Source organism: Chitinibacter tainanensis DSM 15459, from assembly GCF_000429785.1.
GTDB classification, from domain to species: Bacteria; Pseudomonadota; Gammaproteobacteria; order Burkholderiales; family Chitinibacteraceae; genus Chitinibacter; species Chitinibacter tainanensis.
On the sequence record NZ_AUCN01000019.1, the window covers coordinates 79,402 to 99,228 of the forward strand.

General features: G+C 58.1%; 18 protein-coding genes. 17 read left to right on the plus strand and 1 reads right to left on the minus strand.

Annotation, left to right across the window (positions count from 1 at the left end; all coding sequences use genetic code 11):
- The first annotated feature begins 61 nt into the window (after window positions 1-61).
- The 12 genes from flhF (at window position 62) to rpmG (ending at window position 11,643) form a co-directional block, all read left to right on the plus strand.
- On the plus strand, window positions 62-1,681 hold the full coding sequence (gene flhF / locus G482_RS0107865) for a flagellar biosynthesis GTPase FlhF (protein ID WP_028449584.1): 1,620 nt from the start codon (window positions 62-64) through the stop codon (window positions 1,679-1,681).
- Window positions 1,674-2,564: a MinD/ParA family ATP-binding protein gene (locus G482_RS0107870; protein ID WP_028449585.1), complete on the plus strand. Its 891-nt coding sequence runs from the start codon at window positions 1,674-1,676 to the stop codon at window positions 2,562-2,564. The genes flhF and G482_RS0107870 overlap by 8 nt, the downstream gene beginning before the upstream one ends.
- Complete coding sequence (locus G482_RS0107875; RefSeq protein ID WP_028449586.1) at window positions 2,557-3,660, plus strand: ABC transporter permease; 1,104 nt, start codon at window positions 2,557-2,559, stop codon at window positions 3,658-3,660. Before G482_RS0107870 ends, G482_RS0107875 begins: the two co-directional genes overlap by 8 nt.
- Before the next feature lie 2 nt (window positions 3,661-3,662).
- Window positions 3,663-4,433 (plus strand): ABC transporter ATP-binding protein, encoded by a 771-nt coding sequence (locus tag G482_RS17780; protein ID WP_245575268.1) that lies wholly within the window; start codon window positions 3,663-3,665, stop codon window positions 4,431-4,433.
- Complete coding sequence (locus G482_RS0107885) at window positions 4,430-5,476, plus strand: MlaD family protein (RefSeq protein WP_028449587.1); 1,047 nt, start codon at window positions 4,430-4,432, stop codon at window positions 5,474-5,476. Before G482_RS17780 ends, G482_RS0107885 begins: the two co-directional genes overlap by 4 nt.
- Complete coding sequence (locus G482_RS19520; protein WP_028449588.1) at window positions 5,473-6,048, plus strand: ABC-type transport auxiliary lipoprotein family protein; 576 nt, start codon at window positions 5,473-5,475, stop codon at window positions 6,046-6,048. Before G482_RS0107885 ends, G482_RS19520 begins: the two co-directional genes overlap by 4 nt.
- A gap of 38 nt (window positions 6,049-6,086) precedes the next feature.
- On the plus strand, window positions 6,087-6,827 hold the full coding sequence (locus G482_RS0107895) for an RNA polymerase sigma factor FliA (protein WP_028449589.1): 741 nt from the start codon (window positions 6,087-6,089) through the stop codon (window positions 6,825-6,827).
- Window positions 6,828-7,571, plus strand: coding sequence for a flagellar motor protein (locus G482_RS0107900; RefSeq protein ID WP_028449590.1), 744 nt, complete (start codon window positions 6,828-6,830; stop codon window positions 7,569-7,571).
- 147 nt (window positions 7,572-7,718) lie between these two features.
- On the plus strand, window positions 7,719-8,465 hold the full coding sequence (locus G482_RS0107905; protein WP_028449591.1) for a lysophospholipid acyltransferase family protein: 747 nt from the start codon (window positions 7,719-7,721) through the stop codon (window positions 8,463-8,465).
- A 124-nt stretch (window positions 8,466-8,589) separates the two neighbouring features.
- Window positions 8,590-10,992, plus strand: coding sequence for a DNA translocase FtsK (locus G482_RS0107910; RefSeq protein ID WP_028449592.1), 2,403 nt, complete (start codon window positions 8,590-8,592; stop codon window positions 10,990-10,992).
- Window positions 10,993-11,236: 244 nt separating this feature from the next.
- Window positions 11,237-11,470, plus strand: coding sequence for a 50S ribosomal protein L28 (rpmB, locus tag G482_RS0107915; protein WP_028449593.1), 234 nt, complete (start codon window positions 11,237-11,239; stop codon window positions 11,468-11,470).
- A gap of 17 nt (window positions 11,471-11,487) precedes the next feature.
- The gene (gene rpmG / locus G482_RS0107920) at window positions 11,488-11,643 is read left to right on the plus strand and encodes a 50S ribosomal protein L33 (RefSeq protein ID WP_028449594.1); all 156 of its coding nucleotides are present in this window, start codon (window positions 11,488-11,490) and stop codon (window positions 11,641-11,643) included.
- A gap of 133 nt (window positions 11,644-11,776) precedes the next feature.
- Here rpmG and G482_RS0107925 read toward each other — a convergent pair whose 3' ends face one another.
- Window positions 11,777-12,712 carry a LysR family transcriptional regulator gene (locus G482_RS0107925; RefSeq protein WP_245575269.1) on the minus strand — a complete coding sequence of 312 codons (936 nt, stop codon included), beginning with the start codon at window positions 12,710-12,712 and terminating at the stop codon, window positions 11,777-11,779.
- Between the two features lie 181 nt (window positions 12,713-12,893).
- Between G482_RS0107925 and G482_RS0107930 the strand changes: the two genes are divergently transcribed.
- The 5 genes from G482_RS0107930 to acs all read left to right on the plus strand — a co-directional run bounded on the left by G482_RS0107930 (window position 12,894) and on the right by acs (window position 19,621).
- Entirely contained in the window at window positions 12,894-13,202 is a 309-nt protein-coding gene (locus G482_RS0107930; protein ID WP_028449596.1) for a DUF485 domain-containing protein, read from the plus strand.
- Entirely contained in the window at window positions 13,199-15,004 is a 1,806-nt protein-coding gene (locus G482_RS0107935; RefSeq protein ID WP_034619270.1) for a cation acetate symporter, read from the plus strand. The genes G482_RS0107930 and G482_RS0107935 overlap by 4 nt, the downstream gene beginning before the upstream one ends.
- An 81-nt stretch (window positions 15,005-15,085) precedes the next feature.
- Window positions 15,086-16,885: a DUF294 nucleotidyltransferase-like domain-containing protein gene (locus tag G482_RS0107940; RefSeq protein ID WP_028449598.1), complete on the plus strand. Its 1,800-nt coding sequence runs from the start codon at window positions 15,086-15,088 to the stop codon at window positions 16,883-16,885.
- Window positions 16,882-17,514: a 3'-5' exonuclease gene (locus G482_RS0107945; RefSeq protein WP_028449599.1), complete on the plus strand. Its 633-nt coding sequence runs from the start codon at window positions 16,882-16,884 to the stop codon at window positions 17,512-17,514. The genes G482_RS0107940 and G482_RS0107945 overlap by 4 nt, the downstream gene beginning before the upstream one ends.
- 136 nt (window positions 17,515-17,650) lie before the next feature.
- Complete coding sequence (acs, locus tag G482_RS0107950; RefSeq protein ID WP_028449600.1) at window positions 17,651-19,621, plus strand: acetate--CoA ligase; 1,971 nt, start codon at window positions 17,651-17,653, stop codon at window positions 19,619-19,621.
- The last annotated feature ends 206 nt before the right edge of the window (window positions 19,622-19,827 follow it).

The following is a 19,827-nucleotide window of genomic DNA, read 5'->3' on the forward strand; positions in this document are numbered from 1 at the left end:
ACTGACGCGACCACCGCAGATCAATTGTGCAGTTGCGCGGCAACAGCGATAATCTGCCGCTATGGTCGTCAAAAAATTCTTCGGTGCCACCACCCGCGAAGCCCTACGCCAAGTTCGTGATGAACTCGGCCCGGACGCGCTTATCCTGTCCAACCGGCAAGTCGCCGGCGGCGGGATCGAAATCATGGCCGTCGCCGATGCCGATGTTGCCGCACTCACCAATGTGCAAACGGTCAGCGCACCGCCGAAGCCCAGCCCGCGTGCGGCGCAAAATGGCGCCCGCCTGATGAGCAGTGCGCAAACCGAAGCGCCACGCCCGGGCATTGCCAAAGCGCTGGCCCGCTCGTATGCCATCCCCGACGACGAAACGCCGGAAGAACTGGACGACAGCCCGTACGAGCCGCCCTCGGTGCTGCGCAGCAATCGCCAACCGCGCCTTGACCCGGTCGAGTCGCGGCCAGAACCGCATCTCAGCGCCCGCAGCGAAACCCAACTGAGCTCACGCACTGAGCCAGCGGCGCGGCAGGAAGTGCCCTTTACCGAATTTGCCAGCCAGCGTAGTGAACGCGCGGCACCACCAGCGCCAGAACGCCCGGCAGCTGCGGCTGCGCGCCCAGCCCCACCGCCACGGCGCCCGGCGGCCGAGCCGAGCAAACCGCTGCCCGTATTTAGTTTTGAAGACGAACCGGCAGCGCCCCAAAACAACATCGACCAAGAAGCCATGCAGGATATCGCGCGCGAAATCCGCATGTTGCGTGGCCTACTGGAAAGCCAGATGGCCGGCATGGCCTGGGGCGAGCTGAGTAAGCACGCGCCGGAAAAACTCGAAATTCTGCGCCTCTTACTCGGCGCGGGTTTTTGCGCCGCCCTCTCGCGGCAATTGATCGACAAAATGCCGGCTGGCATGAGCCTGGATACTGGCATCAAATGGGTGAAAGCCGCGCTGGCGCATAATCTGCCAGCCACCGGGCCGAACGACGATCTGGTTGCGCGCGGCGGGGTGTACGCCCTGATTGGCCCGACCGGCGTGGGCAAAACCACCACAGTGGCCAAACTGGCGGCGCGCGCGGCGCTCACCTACGGGCCGCAAGCCGTGGCCCTGCTCACCACCGATAGCTACCGGATCGGCGCGCATGATCAGCTGCGCATTTATGGCCGGATTCTGGGCGTGCCGGTACATGAGGTCAAAGACGAAACCGATCTGCAACTGACCTTGGGCGAGCTTTCCGAGCGCCACTTGGTGCTGATTGATACAGTCGGGATGGGCCAGCGCGACCAGCGCATTGGCGAGCAATTGGCCATGCTGGGGCACGACAATGTCGGCACCATCTTGCTCTTGGCGGCCAATGCCCATGCTGGCACGCTGGATGATGTTGCGCGGCGCTATCGTAATCATCATTTGCTGGGCTGCATTCTGACCAAGCTGGATGAAACCGTGGCGCTGGGTGGCAGCCTGGATGTGGCGATTCGCCATCGCCTGCCGCTGCAGTTTGTGACCAATGGCCAGCGCGTGCCGGAAGACCTACACCGCGCCAATCTCAGCTATCTACTGGATCGAGCGTTCAAAACCCAGCAGGACAATAGTGTGTTTCAGCTGCAACGGGATGAATACCCGCTCTTTATGAGCACGCAAGACACCCCCACCGATTTCACCCTGAATCTGGGAGCGGGCCGTGCCTAAACGCTGGCAAGATCAGGCCGCCGGGCTCCGGCAACTGGTCAACCCGGTGAGCTGCCGTAGCATCAGCCTGTGTGGCGGGCGCGGCGACGCCGGCACCACCACGCTGGTCATTCATCTGGCCGCCGCACTGGCCGAGCGCCAGCGTGAAGTGATGATTCTGGATGAATTTAGCGGCGCGCAAAATGTGGCCAACCGCCTGCACCTGCAGCAGGGTTTTACCCTTGAACATGTCTTGCGGCGTGAAGCCACACTGGCCGATTGCCTGATCGATACGCCGCTGAATGCCCAGCTTTTACCGCTGGCCAGCCGCCCACACAGCATGAGCCAGCTCAACGAAGCCGAGCAAAGCTGGCTGGCGGCCGAGTTTGAGGCGCTGACCGAGCATGTGGATTATCTGCTGCTCGATACCCGCCCGGCCGGGGGCAGCGGTATCCCGAGCCTGAGCCTGGCGGCCGACGATGTGGTGATTGTGCTTTCGGATCGCGCCGAATCTCTCACCGACGCCTATGCCGCCATCAAACAGCTGGCGCTCGATTATGCGCGGCGCGATTTTCGGGTGCTGGTAAATCGGGTGGATAATCTCACCGAAGCCATGGCGCTGTTTGAGCGCTTGCGCAGTGTATGCCAGCAGTTTCTGGGTAGCCTGCAGCTCAAACTGATCGGCTTTGTGCCCGAAGACGCCAAACTGAACCGCGCCATGCGTTTAGGCCGCAGCGTGCTGGAGGCCTACCCCGATACCGAGGCCAGTATTGCTCTGCGGCAATTGGCGGATGTGATCTTGCGCTGGATACCCCCCACCACCATCAATGCCAGCCCGGGTCATTTTGTGCACCGGCTGGTGGAATCATCGCGCTTGCTCAGCGAAAGGCTGCAACATGGCTAAGCCCAGCGCAGCCGCCACGACCATTGCCGAGTCATTGCAGCTGCGCGCCGGAGGCTACGCCATCAGCGGCGAACTCACTTTACACAGCACCAGCCGGCTCTGGCCTGCCTGCCGCGCAATCGATTGGCAGGGCCAAACCCTCGATTTAGCCGCCGTCACTCGCGTGGATGGCGCCGGCGCCGCTTTGCTATTTGAATTAAGCCAAGCGGGCGCCCAACTGCAACATCTCTCGGCCGATGGCCAGCGCCTCTTACAGGCGCTCAACCCCAGCCAGCCACTACACATCCCCGCCCCAGCCGGTGAACTACCACTGATCAGTCGCCTTGGCCGCGCCAGTAGCCTCTGGCTCAATGATTTGGCCGAGCAAATCAGTTTTATCGGCGAAGCGGCTGCCGCTTTCGCCCTCACCTTGCGCCGCCCGCAGTTATTGCGCCGTGCCGAGCTGTGGCGCCAGTGCGAGCAGGTGGGTGCCAATGCCCTGCCCATCATCAGCCTGATTGCGTTTTTGCTCGGGATTATTCTGGCGTTTCAATCGGCGATACCAATGCGGCAATTCGGGGCGGAAGTCTTTGTCGCCAACTTACTCGGCTTATCGGTGCTGCGCGAATTGGGGCCGCTGATGACCGCGATTGTGCTCGCCGGGCGCACCGGCGCGGCGTTTGCCGCCGAAATCGGCACCATGAAGGTCAATGAAGAAATCAACGCTTTGGTCACCTTTGGCTACCGGCCCATGAATTTTCTGGTACTGCCGCGCCTGCTGGCCGGCGCCCTGATGCTACCGTTGCTGGCGATTTGGGCCTCGGTGATCGCCCTCTTGGGTGGCGCCATCGTCTTGCAAGGGTTTGGGATTCCCTTGGCCACCTTCTGGACGCAGCTCAGCGGCCAAGTAACGCCGCTGGATATCCTTACCGGGCTGATCAAAGCGGTGGCCTTTGGGCTGGTTGTGGCCTCGGTGGGTTGCTTGCGCGGGCTGAGCACCGGCAATGGCGCCAGCGCCGTCGGCGCCTCGACCACCCGCGCAGTGGTGCAGATTTTGGTCTTGCTGGTGGTGACCGATGGCCTCTTTGCGGTGGTGTTCTACCACCTGGGATGGTAAGCATGCAGCCAGCGATTCAGGTGCGCGGATTAAGTTGTGGCTGGGGCGAGCGCCTGATTTTGCGCGAGCTGGATTTTGATATTCATACCGGCGAAGTGGTGACCATTCTGGGCGGCTCGGGCTGCGGCAAATCTACCTTGCTTAAACACCTGATCGGCCTCTACCCACCGCTGGCCGGCAGCATACTCATCCAGGGTAATGAGCTGGTGAGCGCAGATAATCAGGCACGCGAGCAGATACTGCGGATGATTGGTGTCATGTATCAATCCGGCGCGCTGTTTGGTTCGCTATCGATTTTGGATAATATCAAGCTCCCACTCGGCAGTTTCAGCCCGCTGGATACTGCGGCCATCGATACCTTAGCGCGCCTAAAGCTGCGCCTGGTGGGGCTGGAAGAATTTGCTGATTTTTACCCGGCGGAGCTATCGGGCGGGATGCAAAAACGCGCGGCCATCGCCCGGGCGATGGCGCTGGACCCGCAGATTTTATTTCTGGATGAGCCCTCCGCTGGCCTCGACCCGGTCACGTCAGCCGAGCTGGATCAGCTGATCCGCCGGCTGGCCGAAACGCAAGGCGTGACTATTGTGGTAGTCACCCACGAGCTGGCCAGCATTGCGGCGATTGCCGATCGGGCCATCATGCTGGATAAGTCCATCCAAGGTATTCTGGCCATCGACACCCCGGCTGCGCTGGCGGCAGCTAGCGATCCACGGGTGGCCCACTTTTTCCACGCTGCGCGCCCCGCCCGCGCCGGCACAGCGAGTGTGTTATGAAGCAACCGTCTTACTTTCGCTTAGGATTATTCATCATTTTCGCCATTTTGCTGGGCGCAGCCCTGCTGATTGGCGTGGGCAGCGGCCGCTGGTGGCAACCGCGCAGCACACTGGAAACCTATTTCAATGAATCGGTAAAAGGCCTCGATATTGGCTCGAAAGTGCGTTACCGCGGGGTGGCGATTGGCGAGGTCACCGCCATTACCTTTACCTACAGCCGTTATCAAGGCGAGCTGCCCGCGGCCCAGCGCCAGCAATATGTCCTGGTGGAAGCCCAGCTTGATCATGCCATTCTGGGCGAACCGGCGGCGGGCGAGAGCGCACAAGCGCAGTTAAATCGCGAAATCAGCAAAGGCTTGCGGGTTAAACTTTCGCCGCAGGGCCTTACCGGCACCAGCTATCTGGAAATCGATTACGAAAACCCGCGTGATAACCCGCCCCTGCCCATTCAGTGGAAACCCGAAAATCTGTATATCCCCTCGGCCAATAGCACGGTGAATCAGCTGGTGAGCAGTGCCCAAGATCTGATGGCCAAAATGCAGCGGCTGGATCTGAATGAATCCATCGGGCTCTTTAACCAGACGTTACGCACCCTCAACACCAAACTTGATCAGCTCGATACTGCTAATCTCAGCCGGCAAAGCACCCAGCTCTTACGCACCGTCAATGGCCTGCCTCTGGCGCAAATTGCCAGTGAAAGCTCGGCCCTGATTCAGGAAGTGCGCACCAGCAATCAGCAGCTGGGCACGATGCTGGCTGATCCGTCTTTGCAGCAGGCGGCGCGACATCTGGCCAGCGCCGCCCAATCGGCGGATCGCCTACTGTCGGGGCCGGAGCTAAGCCAAACCGTGGCGCGGCTTGATGCCATTACCGCTAGGCTAGATCGCCTGAGCGGCCAGCGCGAAGGCGATGTGCAGCAAATCATCGATAATCTCAATGCCACCAGCAGCAATCTGAAAGCCCTGAGCGAACAGGCCAAACAACGCCCCAGTTCGCTGCTGTTTGATCAATATCCACCGCGTTACACGCCGCCTAAGCCATGAAAAAACTGCTTTGTTTGTTGCTGCTGTGCTGCACCGCCTGCAGCTCTACCCCACCAGCGCGGCAGGATTTTCTGCTGCAAGCCAGTCGCACGGGCAGCGCCCAAAGCGTCCGTTTTGGCGCGCTGCAAGTGCAAGAGCTGCGCGCGGCGCCGCCTTTTCGCGATAGCGCACTGGTTTATCGCGAAACAGCGCAGCGCTTTGTGGCCGACCCCTACCATGGTTTTCTTGCCCCACCGCCAGTACAGCTGAGCCAAAATCTGCGCCAATGGCTGCGCAGCAGCGGTTTATTTGCCCAAGTACTGCCCAGCGCAGGCAGCGCTGCCAGCAGCTGGCTGTTGGAGGGTGAATTACTCGCGCTGTATATCGATGTGAGCGATCCGGCCCAGCCCGCTGCGGTGCTGGAGCTGCAATTGCAGCTGCATCGCGGCACGCAAAGCTTTAGCTACCCGCTGGCGATCCGTGAAGCACTGGGCAGCGCCGAGCCTGAGGCCGCCGCCGCCGGTCTGCAGCGGGCGCTGAGCCGCGCACTGACGCAATTAGAGCAACAACTGACTTCGTCAAAAGCGGATTAGTCAGCTACACTAAAAGCCGATTTGAATTCACCCGTCTTATGTCAGCTCACCGCGCCCTCTCCCTTTATCGCAGCACCCAAAGCAGCAGCGAAGAAGATCGCGTGCAGCAGCACGCGCCCTTGGTGCGCAAAATTGCCTATCACATGATGAGCAAGCTGCCGGCCAGCGTCGAAGTGGATGATTTGATTCAAGTTGGCCTGATGGGGCTGATGGAAGCGGCGCGCAATTTTGATCCGGAAGCCGGCGTGCTGTTTGAAACCTTTGCCAGCCAGCGCATTCGGGGCGCCATGCTCGATGAGCTGCGCAACGCCGACTGGCTCCCGCGGCAAGCGCGCAAAAACATGCGCGAGATCGAAAAAGCGATTGTCGCGCTGGAACAACAGCAAGGCCGCGCGCCCACCGAGGGCGAAGTGGCACGCCAGCTGGGCATTGAGCTGGCCGATTATCAAGCCATGCTGGGCGAAGCCCGTGGCCATCAGCTGGTGCATTACGAAGATTTCGAAGAAGATGGCGATAATGATCAGCTCGATCAGTATGCTGCCGATCACAAAGCCAACCCCATCGATATTCTGAGCGACGGCCGTTTTCGCGGTCAGTTGATCGAAGCCATTGGCCTTTTGCCCGAGCGCGAAAAACTGCTGATGGCGCTGTATTACGACGAAGAGCTGAATCTGAAAGAAATCGGCGCCGTACTGGGCGTTTCCGAATCAAGGGTGTGCCAACTGCATGCGCAAGCGGTGGCCCGTTTGCGCAGCAAACTCAAAGACTGGCTGAGTTAAATGGATAAAATCAGTGTATTTGGCATCATCCTCGGCCTGACGGCCATTGTGCTTGGCCACTGGCTGGAAGGCGGGCACATTGGCTCGTTGGTGCAATTTACCGCCTTTCTGATCGTGATCGGCGGCACCACCGGGGCGGTGATGCTGCAAACCGAAATGCGCCATTTCGTCGCCGGCATCAAAATGCTGCGCTGGATTTTTATCCCCCCGAATATGGATTTTCGCAAAATCCTCGCCACCCTGATGAATTGGGGCCAGCAGGCTCGCCGGGGTGGTTTGCTCGCGCTCGAAGCCTACGTCAATAGCGAAAAAGATCCGTTTGTGAAACGCGGCCTCACCATGGTGGTGGATGGCGCCGAGCCCGATACCGTGCGCCGCGCGCTGGAGCTGGATATCGATGCCTACGAAGATCAAGCCCGCGCTGCGATCAAAATCTGGGAATCCGCCGGCGGCTACAGCCCCACCTTCGGGATTTTGGGCGCGGTACTGGGGCTGATTCATGTGATGGAAAACCTTACCGATCCATCCAAACTCGGTGCCGGGATTGCCGTGGCCTTTGTGGCCACCATCTACGGCGTAGGTGCGGCCAACTTATTGCTGCTGCCGATCGCCAATAAGCTCAAGCATTATGTGATGCTCGAAGTGCGCCGACGTGAAATGGTGGCCGAGGGGCTGGTAACCATCGCCAATGGCGAAAATCCGCGCCTACTCGAAAACAAGCTGGCAGGTTTCCTGCACCACTAATACCCGCGCAGGTATTGATCTAAAAGCATTATCTATCAAGACTTTCAGCGCGATACCCCAGCCGAAGCTCCTCATCCCCACAGCCTCGCGGCAAAGCGGCCAGCCAGCCGCTATAGTCAGCTTATCCCACCCATCGCGGGGCAAGCCATGCAGACTTTGCTGCTCCTCAGCTGGCGCTTACTCGGCTGGCTTGATCTACTATTCTTTACCCTGCTGATGGTATTGCTCGCTATGCTGCCCCAGCGCTGGCTTAGCCGTCTATACCCAGCACTATTTCATCGCTGGTGTCGCTGTTTTGTTCGCGCACTGGGGGTTCAATTACGCTTGCATCAGCACTACCCCGGGCCACTGCCAGCGCAATTTATCCTGATCGCCAATCACCCCTCCGCATTGGAAGACGTCGGAATTCCGGCGCTGTTTCCAGTGCGCAGCTTGGCCAAACACGAGGTGCGCGATTGGTGGCTGGTCGGGCGAATTGCCGCCGCGGCCGGTACGCTGTTTGTGGAGCGAGAGAACAAAGCTTCGCGCCAAGCGGCACAGCAGGCGCTGATCGCAGCAGTGCAAGCTGGGCACAATATTGCGCTCTACCCAGAAGGCGGCTGCAAAGGCCGCTGGCTGGCGCCGCGCTTTCTACACGGCGCGTTTGTCACTGCACAAGCCACTGGCGTGCCGTTGCTACCCGTATTTTTGCACCACGAGGCGCAGGCCGATTTTGAATGGGGGCCGGGCGAAACCTTGCTGCAAAAAATCTGGCGCATTAGCACTAGTCGCAACCGGGTGGTGCATTATCACGTGTTCGCCCCGATCGATCCGGCCAGCCAGCCGGATAAAGAGCAGCTCAATGCGCAGGTTTACGCGCAATACCAAGCCTGGCAAGCGCGCTTTTTGCAATAAAGCCCCACGCCGCCACAGCTGACACGCCCACGACAGATAAATATGCCGCATTAGTCGCTTTTCTGCTGCAGTGCGCAGCCCAGCCGTTATAATCGCGAAAGCGTTTGTCCATCAGCCCCACACCATGCCCCTGTTTCGCAAGAAAAACGTCCCCAATGTCTCGACCCGGCCGGCCCTGCCTGCGCCCGTGGCCAATTTACTGCGCGAGTCTTGGTGGCTGCTGCTAGTGGTACTGCTGGGCTTTGTCTTGCTCGCCCTCACCAGCTACCACCGCTCGGATCCGGGCTGGTCGCACAGCGCCACCGAGGCCATGATCCACAATCGCGGCGGCGCGTTTGGCGCCTGGCTAGCCGATGTGTTGCTCTATACCTTTGGCGTCTCAGCCTGGTGGTGGACGCTCTTTCTGGTGGCGGCGATCTTATGGGGCTACCGCCGGATTGACCGAGTCACCGAGTCATCGCGCCCGGTGGTCTTGCTGGCCTGCATTGGCTTTGTGTTTATCCTGCTCTCCAGCAGCAGTCTGGAAGCGCTGCGCCTACATAGCCTCACACTGGAGCTACCGCACAAGCCGGGCGGTATTCTGGGGCTTAGCTTGGGCGGCTGGCTAATGGCGAATTTTGGCTTTAGTGGCGCCACCATGCTGCTGTTCGCCAGCTTTGGGCTGGGCGTATCGCTATTTACCGGGCTCTCATGGCTTAATCTCATGGAAAACCTCGGCGCGGCCATCGAATGGGCTGCGCTGAAAGTGGCCGATGGCATCCAGGCCGCCCACGATCGCCGGATCGGCCGCATGACCAAGCGCGCCCGCGAAGAGCAAGTACAAGCCGCGAAAAAGAAACAAGATGACAAAGCCCCGCTGATTATTGCCCAAGCCCCGGCCGAAGTGCCGGTGGCGAAAAAACTCGAACGCGAAAAGAAAGAACAGGAAAAACTGCAGGCCGAACAAGCCCGGCAAGCGGCGCAGCCCATGCTCTTTGCTGAAGATGAGCTGCCGCCACCGCCACCACCCGCCCCACGCAAAGTCGTACAACCTATCGTCAGCGAAGGTGATTTACCCGCTTTAAGCCTGCTCACCCCGGCGCCCCAAGCGCAGGAAACCATTAGCAAGGAAACGCTGGAATTCACATCCCAGCTGATCGAGCGCAAGCTGGCGGACTTCAATGTCGAAGTCAAAGTCGTCGCGGCCTACCCGGGCCCGGTGATTACCCGCTATGAAATCGAGCCGGCGGTTGGGGTGAAAGGCGCGCAGATTGTGAATCTGATGAAAGACCTGGCCCGTGCATTGGGGCTGGTGTCGATTCGCGTGGTGGAGACCATTCCGGGCAAAACCTATATGGGGCTGGAATTACCCAACCCGACCCGGCAAATGATCCGGCTGGCCGAAATTATGTCCAGCGAGCCTTATCAGGCTTCCAATAGCAAATTGACCCTGGTACTGGGTAAAGACATCACCGGCAAACCGATTGTCACGGATCTGGCCAAAGCACCGCACATGCTGGTGGCCGGTACCACCGGCTCGGGTAAATCGGTGGGCGTGAATGCGATGATTCTGTCGCTGGTGTACAAAGCCACGCCCGAAGATGTGCGCTTTATCATGATCGACCCGAAAATGCTGGAGCTATCGATTTACGACGGCATTCCGCATTTGCTGGCGCCGGTGGTCACCGATATGAAGTTGGCGGCCAACGCCTTGAATTGGTGCGTGGCCGAGATGGAAAAACGCTACCGGCTGATGAGCGCGCTGGGCGTGCGCAATATTTCCGGTTACAACCAGAAAGTGCGCGACGCCGCCAAGGCCGGTCAGAAACTCACCAATCCGTTCACGCTCACGCCAGATAATCCCGAGCCGCTGGAGCACCTGCCCTTTATTGTGGTGGTGGTCGATGAATTTGCCGACTTGATGATGGTGGCGGGTAAGAAAATCGAAGAGCTGATCGCGCGGCTGGCGCAAAAAGCCCGCGCCGCTGGTATACACCTGATCTTGGCCACCCAGCGCCCGTCGGTGGATGTGATTACCGGCCTAATCAAGGCCAATATCCCGACCCGACTGGCGTTTCAGGTCTCGAGTAAAGTCGACAGCCGTACGATTCTCGACCAGATGGGCGCCGAGGCGCTGCTGGGGCAAGGGGATATGCTGTTTCTGCCACCGGGTAGTGGTTACCCCTTGCGGGTACATGGCGCCTTTGTGGCCGATGATGAAGTGCATCGCGTGGTGGACGCCCTCAAAGCACTGGGCGAGCCTGACTATATCGAAGGCATTTTGAATGGCGGTTTTGAGGCTGAAGCTGCGGGCAATGCGCCGTGGGCGACCGACGGCAGCGCTGGCGATGAGAGCGACCCGCTGTATGACGAAGCCGTCGCCTTTGTGCTGAAAAGTCGCCGTGCGTCGATTTCCTCGGTGCAAAGACAACTCAGAATCGGTTATAATCGCGCCGCGCGTCTGATCGAACAGATGGAAAGCGCCGGCCTGGTTAGCGCGATGGAAAGTAACGGCAACCGGACTGTACTGGCGCCAGCCAGTGAATAACAAATCATTGAAAAGACTGATCTTCCTTGATTTGTCAGCCCTCCAATGACAGGCGGCTACACCTTTCGGGATGGGCAAAACGGCCAGCTGTACCACACGACCCCCGCCGCAGGCGTGGCTGGAATGTGGCAATCTGGCACACTTATTCCGACTAACCCAGCAAATCGCAATTCGGGCTTGAGCTCGAGGTGCTTTTTGTGATATAAACGTGGACTTTTCCAGTTCCGACGTTAGGACAAGAATCATGGCACGAGTATGCAAAGTCACCGGCAAAGGCCCGATGACCGGGAATAACGTTTCCCACGCCAACAACAAAACTAAACGCCGCTTCCTCCCGAACCTGCAATCTCGCCGTTTCTGGGTTGAAAGCGAAAACCGCTTCATCCGTCTGCGTGTTTCTAACGCTGCACTGCGCCTGATCGACAAGAACGGCATCGATGCAGTTTTGGCTGACCTGCGCGCGCGCGGCGAACTCTAATTCTGAGGTAATTGAACATGCGCGATAAGATCAAGCTCGAATCTTCTGCTGGTACCGGTCACTTCTACACGACCACTAAAAACAAACGTACCATGCCAGAAAAGATGGAAATCAAAAAATTCGATCCAGTTGCTCGCAAGCACGTGATCTACAAGGAAACCAAACTGAAATAATTTCAGTGCTGGTGACCATACTCGAAACCCTGCCTCGGCAGGGTTTTAGTTTTTGTAGCACTGCTTTTGCTCAGCAAAATAAAAGGGGTATCGCCTTGCAGGCCATACCCCTTTTTGCTTTCCAGACTATACCCTAGGTTTCAAGCTGCCAGATGGTTTTGAGCGTGGCGCATAATTTATGCATCATCGGGTCGGTCGCCCGATCACCGGAATAAATAAACTGCAGCGGGGCCCGCGTGACAATTTCGCCACCGCGCCACAGCACAATCGAGCCATCGGCCGCATAACGCTGGGCGGTTCGCTCGGCCAAAATCGCCACCCCCACGCCGGCTTTGATCAATTCCAGCAAAGTCGCTTCTTCATCAAATTCACCGACGACTTTAGGCGCGATGTTCTGACTACGCCACAGTTCCTGCGAAATATCCGCCAGACTCGTAAATTGCGACAGCCCCAACCACGGAGCAGCCGCGAGTGCTGGCCAGTCGGCTTCCTGCAATTGGCTGGCCATGCTAGGCGGAATCGCGATACAAAAACCGATTTCGCTCAGCGGCAGTGTCATCACATTTTGATAAGGATTGCGCCCAAGATAAAACCCAGCGTCGAGGGTTTTCTTGCGCACTTCATTCAGCACACTCACCGAAATCCCATGCGTGGTCTGCACCGTAATCAGCGGATAGGTTTCCCGCAACAGCGATAGCCATTTCCCCAAGCGCAAGCGCGCTGGTACACCGATGGTGCCAATCCGTACCTTGCCTTTGGGCTCGCCTTGCAATGCCTTGGCCTGATGCAAGAGATCGCGGGCCTGCGCCAGAATTTGCTCGGCTTCCGGTAGCAATAATTTACCGGCTTCAGTGAGCTGCACCCCACCCGGATAGCGCTCAAACAGCGCCAAACCGAACTGCTCTTCCAGCGCTTTGATCTGCGCAGTCACCGCTGGCTGGGATAAATGCAACAATTCAGCGGCTTGGGTTAAGTGCCCCTGTTGCGCCACGGTCACAAAAGTACGTAATTGATAGAGTTCCATAGCTGCGATTATCACCCAAAGCTTGCCGCTTGTGGCGTTCAGCATGTCTTTTTCGTAGTCGAAAAACCTTGATTACAAACAACAAAGTAAGCCTCGTGCAACACTACATAACTTTCGGTGATTCTATGTATCAGAAAAAGCGATTGGCGGCGGATCGGGGCGAGGGATTAGAGTGCGTGCAGGAATGGCTCACTCGATAGCCTGGACTACACACAGGAGGCAGCGTATGCATGATTCAATGATTGAACGCGTACAGAATAATCCGAAATTTCACGCCCTCGTGGCCACACGCTCGCGCTTTTCATGGGCGCTCACCGTGGCCATGCTGGTGATTTATTACGGCTTTATTCTGCTCATCGCATTTTCGCCCGCAACACTGGGAACCCCGCTCGGCAATGGCGTCACCACGCTGGGTATTCCGCTGGGGATTTTTGTCATCGTTTCGGCTTTCGTGCTGACCGGCATTTATGTGCGCCGCGCCAACTCGGAATTCGATCAACTGACCCGTGAAGTCGTCGAGGAAGCCAAACAATGAAAACACTACAAAAATTGGGGCTAGCCGGCTTTGCCGCGCTGGCCAGCATGCCAAGCTGGGCCGCAGGGGCGATTGAAGGCGCAGTGCAAAAACGCGAGTTGAATATGCACGCCATCGTGATGTTCCTCGCCTTTGTTGCATTCACTTTGGGCATCACTTACTGGGCGGCGCGCCGGACGCGTTCGGCCAAAGATTTTTACGCAGCCGGCGGCGGCATTACCGGTTTTCAAAATGGTTTGGCGATTGCCGGTGACTATATGTCGGCTGCGTCTTTCCTCGGTATTTCGGCCATGGTGTTTACCACTGGCTACGACGGCCTGATTTACTCGATTGGTTTTCTGGTCGGCTGGCCAGTGATCACCTTCCTGGTGGCCGAGCGCCTGCGCAATCTGGGTAAATACACTTTTGCCGACGTGGCCTCTTACCGCCTGGCGCAAACCCCGGTGCGCGTATTTGCCGCAACTGGCACGCTGGTGGTGGTAGCGTTGTATCTGATCGCGCAGATGGTGGGTGCAGGTAAACTCATCCAGCTGCTCTTCGGTCTGGATTACACCTACGCCGTGGTACTGGTGGGGATCTTGATGGTGCTGTATGTGATGTTCGGCGGGATGTTGGCCACCACCTGGGTGCAGATTATCAAGGCGATCTTGCTGCTTTCAGGCGCCACTTTCATGGCCTTTATGGTAATGAAACACGCCGGTTTCAGCTTTGAAACCATGTTCCAGCAAGCCGTAGCGGTGAAACACGCCGGCGCCGAAGCGCTAGCCCACAAAGCCGCGGTGGCATCCGAAGTTGCAGCCAAAGCCGTCGCCGCCAATGCCTCAGACGCGTCTGCCGCCGTCGCTTCCGCCACGGAAGCCGCCGAGAAAGCCGCTAAAGCCGCGAAAACCAATATCATGGCGCCGGGCGGTCTGGTATCCAACCCGATCGATGCCATTTCACTGGGCTTGGCGCTGATGTTTGGTACCGCCGGTCTGCCGCACATTCTGATGCGCTTCTTTACCGTGGCCGATGCCAAAGAAGCCCGTAAATCGGTGTTCTACGCCACCGGCTTTATCGGTTACTTCTACATCCTGACCTTCATCATCGGGTTTGGCGCGATTGTGTTGGTATCCACGAATCCAACCTTTAAAGACGCCACCGGCGCGCTGATTGGCGGCTCGAATATGGCGGCGATTCACCTGGCCGACGCCGTGGGTGGTGATCTGTTCCTCGGCTTTATCTCGGCCGTGGCCTTCGCCACGATTCTGGCGGTGGTAGCGGGTCTGACCCTATCCGGCGCTTCGGCGGTATCACATGATCTGTATGCCTCAGTCATCAAGAAAGGCAAAGCCAACGAAGCCGATGAAATCCGCGTGTCGAAAATGACCACGCTGGCCTTGGGTGTGGTGGCCATGCTGCTGGGGATTCTGTTCGAGAAACAAAACATCGCCTTTATGGTGGGCCTGGCGTTCTCGATCGCCGCGTCGGCCAACTTCCCGGTGCTGTTCCTGTCGATGTTCTGGAAAGGCCTAACGACCCGTGGCGCTGTCATTGGCGGGGCGATTGGTCTGGTTTCGGCAGTGGTGCTGATTATCCTTGGCCCAGCGGTATGGGTAGATGTACTGGGCCATCCAAAAGGCTCTGAGCTGTTTGCCTACAAAAACCCGGCCATCTTCTCGATGACTGCGGCGTTCTTCTTCACCTGGCTGTTCTCGGTGCTGGATAACAGCGAGCAAGCTCGCAGCGAACAAGGCAAATTCAATGCGCAATTCATCCGCTCTATGACGGGTATAGGCGCAGAAGGCGCAAGCAAACACTAATTGCAACATATACCCTAGCGGGTATCTGGCAGCGCCCCGTCATCACCATGGCGGGGCGTTGTCGCTCAATGGGCCACCACCATGACCACCGCGTTTCAATTCAATCAGCCGCCGTTTGATACGCTCAGCGTGCAAGAGCAGCGCGAGCTGGCCAGCCAGCTCAATCTGGAATATCACCCAGCCGGGCAAACACTGATTGCCGCAAACACGCCGGTCGATTCGCTGTATGTGGTGATGAAAGGTCTGGTCGCCGGGGGCGACGAGCAAGACAGCCTGTATGGCGAACACGAATTATTTGATGGCAAGGCCGTACTCGAAGGCCTGAGCAGCCACCCATTTGTAGCACTGGAAGACACCCTCGTCTGGCAACTACCCCGCGCCGCAGTGCTCGCGCTGTGTCAGCGCAATAGCCAGTTTGCGGCATTTTTCTACCAAGATGTGGCCCGCCGCATTGGCGAGCTTTCCCCCAGCCCGCAGGCGCTGAGCCAGGCCATGCAAATGCTCAGCCGCGTGGGCGAGGTGGCGCTAACGCCGCTGCATACTCTGCCGGCTAATGCCAGCGTGCTGGAGGCCACGCAATGCATGGATAGGCACGGCTTGAGTGCAGTCCTGCTCAACGACAGCGCCGGGCCGCGCATGTTTAGCCAGAGCGATCTGCGCCGTGCAATTTGCGCCAGGGCAATTCCGGCCAGCACGCCGGCCAGCGCCTACGCCAGCACCGCACTGTTTACGATTAGCCCGGATGCCACCTTGCATGAGGCCATGCTGCTGATGATCCGGCACAGCATTCACCGGCTGGTGGTAAGTCGCGATGGCGAGCTGGTCGGCATTCTGGAGCAGCTTGATCTGTTATCCAGCCTTGCCAATAACCCGCACAGCATCGGCGTGCAAATTGAGCGCGCCAACTCGCCCCACGAGCTCAAACTCGCGGCCGAGCGCATGCACAGCTTGATTCAGCTGCTCCAGCACAGTGGCATGAAAGTTACCCTCATCGCAGAAATGATCGGCGAGCTGCGCCAAAAACTACTGGCACGGCTATGGCAGCTACTGGCCCCGCCCGAACTCACCGGCCAGATTTGTCTGCTGGCGCTGGGCTCGGAAGGCCGGGGCGAGCAAATCTTGCGCACCGATCAGGATAACGCGCTGATCTATGCCGACTGCGTCGATCAGGACGTGTTAGCTCGGGTCGCCGAGCAATTTACCGCCACCCTGATCACATTGGGCTATCCGCCCTGCCCCGGTGGGGTGATGATCAGCAACCCGGCCTGGCGGCGTAGCGAGGCCGAATTTCGCCAGCAAATCAGCGCCTGGACCAGCTCGCCCAGTGGCGAGCATGTGATGAACCTGGCCATCTGGCTGGATGCCAGCCCGATCATTGGCAATACCACCCTACTGTATCACCTGCAAGATCATTTAGATCAATGCATAGATGGCAATACCCTCTTTATGGGGCATTTTGCACTGCCGATTGAGCGCTTTGCCAGCAGCCATGGTCTGCGCCCCAGCTGGCTGCCCGGCGCGGCCAGTAGCCAAATCGACCTGAAAAAAGCCGCGATTTTCCCGCTGGTGCATGGTCTGCGTAGCTTGGCACTCGCCGCCCGCAACCGAAGCACCAATAGCTACCAGCGGCTGGCCGCCCTACGCGGGGGCACGGTGATTAGCGAAGCGCTGGGCAACGATCTGGCCGCCAGCCTGAGCTTTTTGCAGGGCTTGCAGCTGAAATATGGCCTGCAGGCGCAGCAAGCCGGTCGCCCGGCCGAGCCGCAATTGGCGCTCGCGCAACTGAGCAGTCTGGAGCGCGAACTACTCAAAGACGCACTTGGGGTGGTGAAACAGTTTCGCGCCTTGCTGCGGCATCATTTCAAGCTGGATGCACTATGAGCTGGCTTGCGCACTTTCGCCCTAGTGGGTGGCTGCGCCAGCAGCAACGCCGCCGCTTGCGCCGACCGGAATACGCCTTTTTATTCGCGCCGCCACCGGCGCAAGAGTGGGTGAGTCTCGATTGCGAAACCACCAGTCTGGATCCGAAAACCGCCGAGATCATTAGCATTGCCGCGGTGCGCATTCAGGGCCCGCGGATTGCGCTAGCCGAGCATTTTTCGGTGCTGATTCGCCCCAGCGGCGCACTCGACCCAAAAAGCATTCCGATTCATGGCTTGCGCGCACAGGATGTGGCGCAAGGGCTGGCACTGCCTGATGCGCTAGCACAGCTACTGGCTTTTATCGGCTCGCGCCCACTGGTGGGTTACTACCTCGAATTTGATCTGGCCGTGCTCAATCGCCAGCTCAAGCCGTGGCTGGGGATTAACCTGCCCAATCCGGCGATTGAGGTATCGGGACTGTATTACGACAAGATGGTGAGCGCCTACAACCCGGAGGTGGATCTACGCCTAGCTAGCATTCTGGCCCAATTACAGCTCCCAACACTGCCGCGCCACGATCCATTAAACGACGCGCTGATGGCGGCGATGATCTTCCAGAAACTAAGAAAAAACCCTAATAGCAATTGATTTACAAGCACTTACAGCCTTCATCAGCGAGATTGATTTCGCGCATCAGAAAAGACAATTAGCTTTGCCCGCTGGCCAGCTTTACAGTCAGCCTATCCCTTTTGACCAACCGATTTGGCTTGTAGGAGTACACAGCATGAGCGGTATCGATTCAGTTCTGAAAGAAACACGGATGTTCCCACCCACCGACGATTTCCGCGTGAATGCGACTGTGTCGGGGATGGAAGGCTATAACGCCCTGTGCGAAAAAGCGAATAACAATTACGAAGGTTTCTGGGGCGACCTGGGCAAATCCATGCTGGATTGGAAAAAACCATTTACCAGCGTGCTGAACCAAGACAATGCGCCGTTCTACAAATGGTTTGAAGATGGCGTGCTGAACGTCTCTTACAACTGTCTGGATCGCCATCTGGAAACCAAAGCCAATAAAGTTGCGATCATTTTTGAAGCCGACGATGGCTCGGTAACCCGCGTCACCTACCGCGAGCTGTATCACCGCGTGTGTCAGTTTGCCAACGGTCTGAAATCACTGGGCGTTGCCAAAGGCGACCGCGTGGTGATCTATATGCCGCATACCATCGAAGCCGTGGTTGCCATGCAAGCGTGTGCGCGGATCGGTGCGATCCACTCCGTGGTATTTGGCGGCTTCTCGGCCGGCGCACTGCGTGACCGGATTCAAGATGCGCAAGCCAAACTGGTAATTACCGCCAACGAAACCGTACGCGGCGGCAAAACCACCCCACTGAAATCGATTACCGATGAAGCGCTGGGCCTGGGCGGCTGCGAATCAGTAAGCAAAGTGGTGGTGTTCCAACGCACCAGCAACAAGCCAGAACACTGGAGCGAAGAGCGCAATATCTGGTGGCACAAACTGGTCAAAGACCAACCCGATACTTGCGAGCCAGAGTGGGTAGAAGCCGAGCATCCGCTGTTTATTCTGTACACCTCAGGTTCAACCGGTAAACCCAAAGGCATTCAGCATTCTTCAGCCGGCTACCTGCTGGGCACCCAAGTCACCATGAAATGGGTATTCGATTACAAAGAGTCGGATGTGTACTGGTGCACGGCCGACGTGGGCTGGATTACCGGCCACTCTTACATCGCCTACGGCCCACTGGGCATTGGCGCAACACAAGTGGTGTTTGAAGGCGTACCAACGTATCCAGATGCTTCACGCTTCTGGCAAATGATCGAAAAACACGAAGTCACCACGTTCTACACCGCGCCAACCGCGATTCGCTCGCTGATCAAGCTGGGCGGCGATCTGCCAAAACAATACGATCTGTCGTCACTGCGCCTCTTGGGCACCGTGGGTGAGCCGATCAACCCGGAAGCGTGGATGTGGTACTACGAAGTGGTTGGCGGCAGCCGTTGCCCAATCGTGGACACCTGGTGGCAAACTGAAACTGGCGCGAACATGATTGCCCCACTGCCAGGTGCAGTGGCGACCAAACCGGGCTCTTGCACCTTGCCTATCCCCGGCATCATGGCCGACATCGTGGATGAATCGGGCGCGCAAGTTGAGCTGGGCAAAGGCGGCTTCCTGGTAATTAACAAACCATGGCCATCAATGGTGCGCACCATCTGGGGCGATCCAGATCGCTTTAAGAAAACCTACTTCCCGGACGATTTTAACGGCAAGCTGTATCTGGCCGGCGATTCAGCGCACCGCGATGAAAATGGCTACATCTGGATCATGGGCCGGATTGATGACGTACTGAACGTATCAGGCCACCGCTTGGGTACCATGGAAATCGAATCGGCCCTGGTGGCCAACCCACTGGTGGCCGAAGCCGCTGTGGTGGGCAAACCGCACGAAGTGAAAGGCGAAGCCGTTGTTGCCTACGTGGTGCTGAAAGGCCAGCGCCCAGAAGGCGATGATGCCAAACGCATCGCGAAAGAGCTGCGCGAGTGGGTGGCCCATGAAATCGGTAAGATCGCCCAGCCGGATGAAATCCGCTTCGGTGACAACCTGCCGAAAACCCGTTCCGGCAAGATCATGCGCCGCCTGCTGCGCGATATTGCCAAAGGCATTGAAATCACTGCGGATACCTCAACGCTAGAAAACCCAGCGATCCTGGAGCAACTGCGTCAGTCGGCAATCTAAGCAGATCGCCCTACTGCAGTAACAAAGCAATACGCTTGACTGTAAACCACAGTACTTCCCCCACCCGAGCCTCGCGCCGGGTGGGCTTTTTTTTGCTAATGTGTCACCGCGTGCGCAAGCATTAACGCGAAATCTCATACTCAAATGCTGCACTGCGGCGTTTATAGTACAAACGTTCAACAGGCTTGAACCGCAGCCCGCTTGCG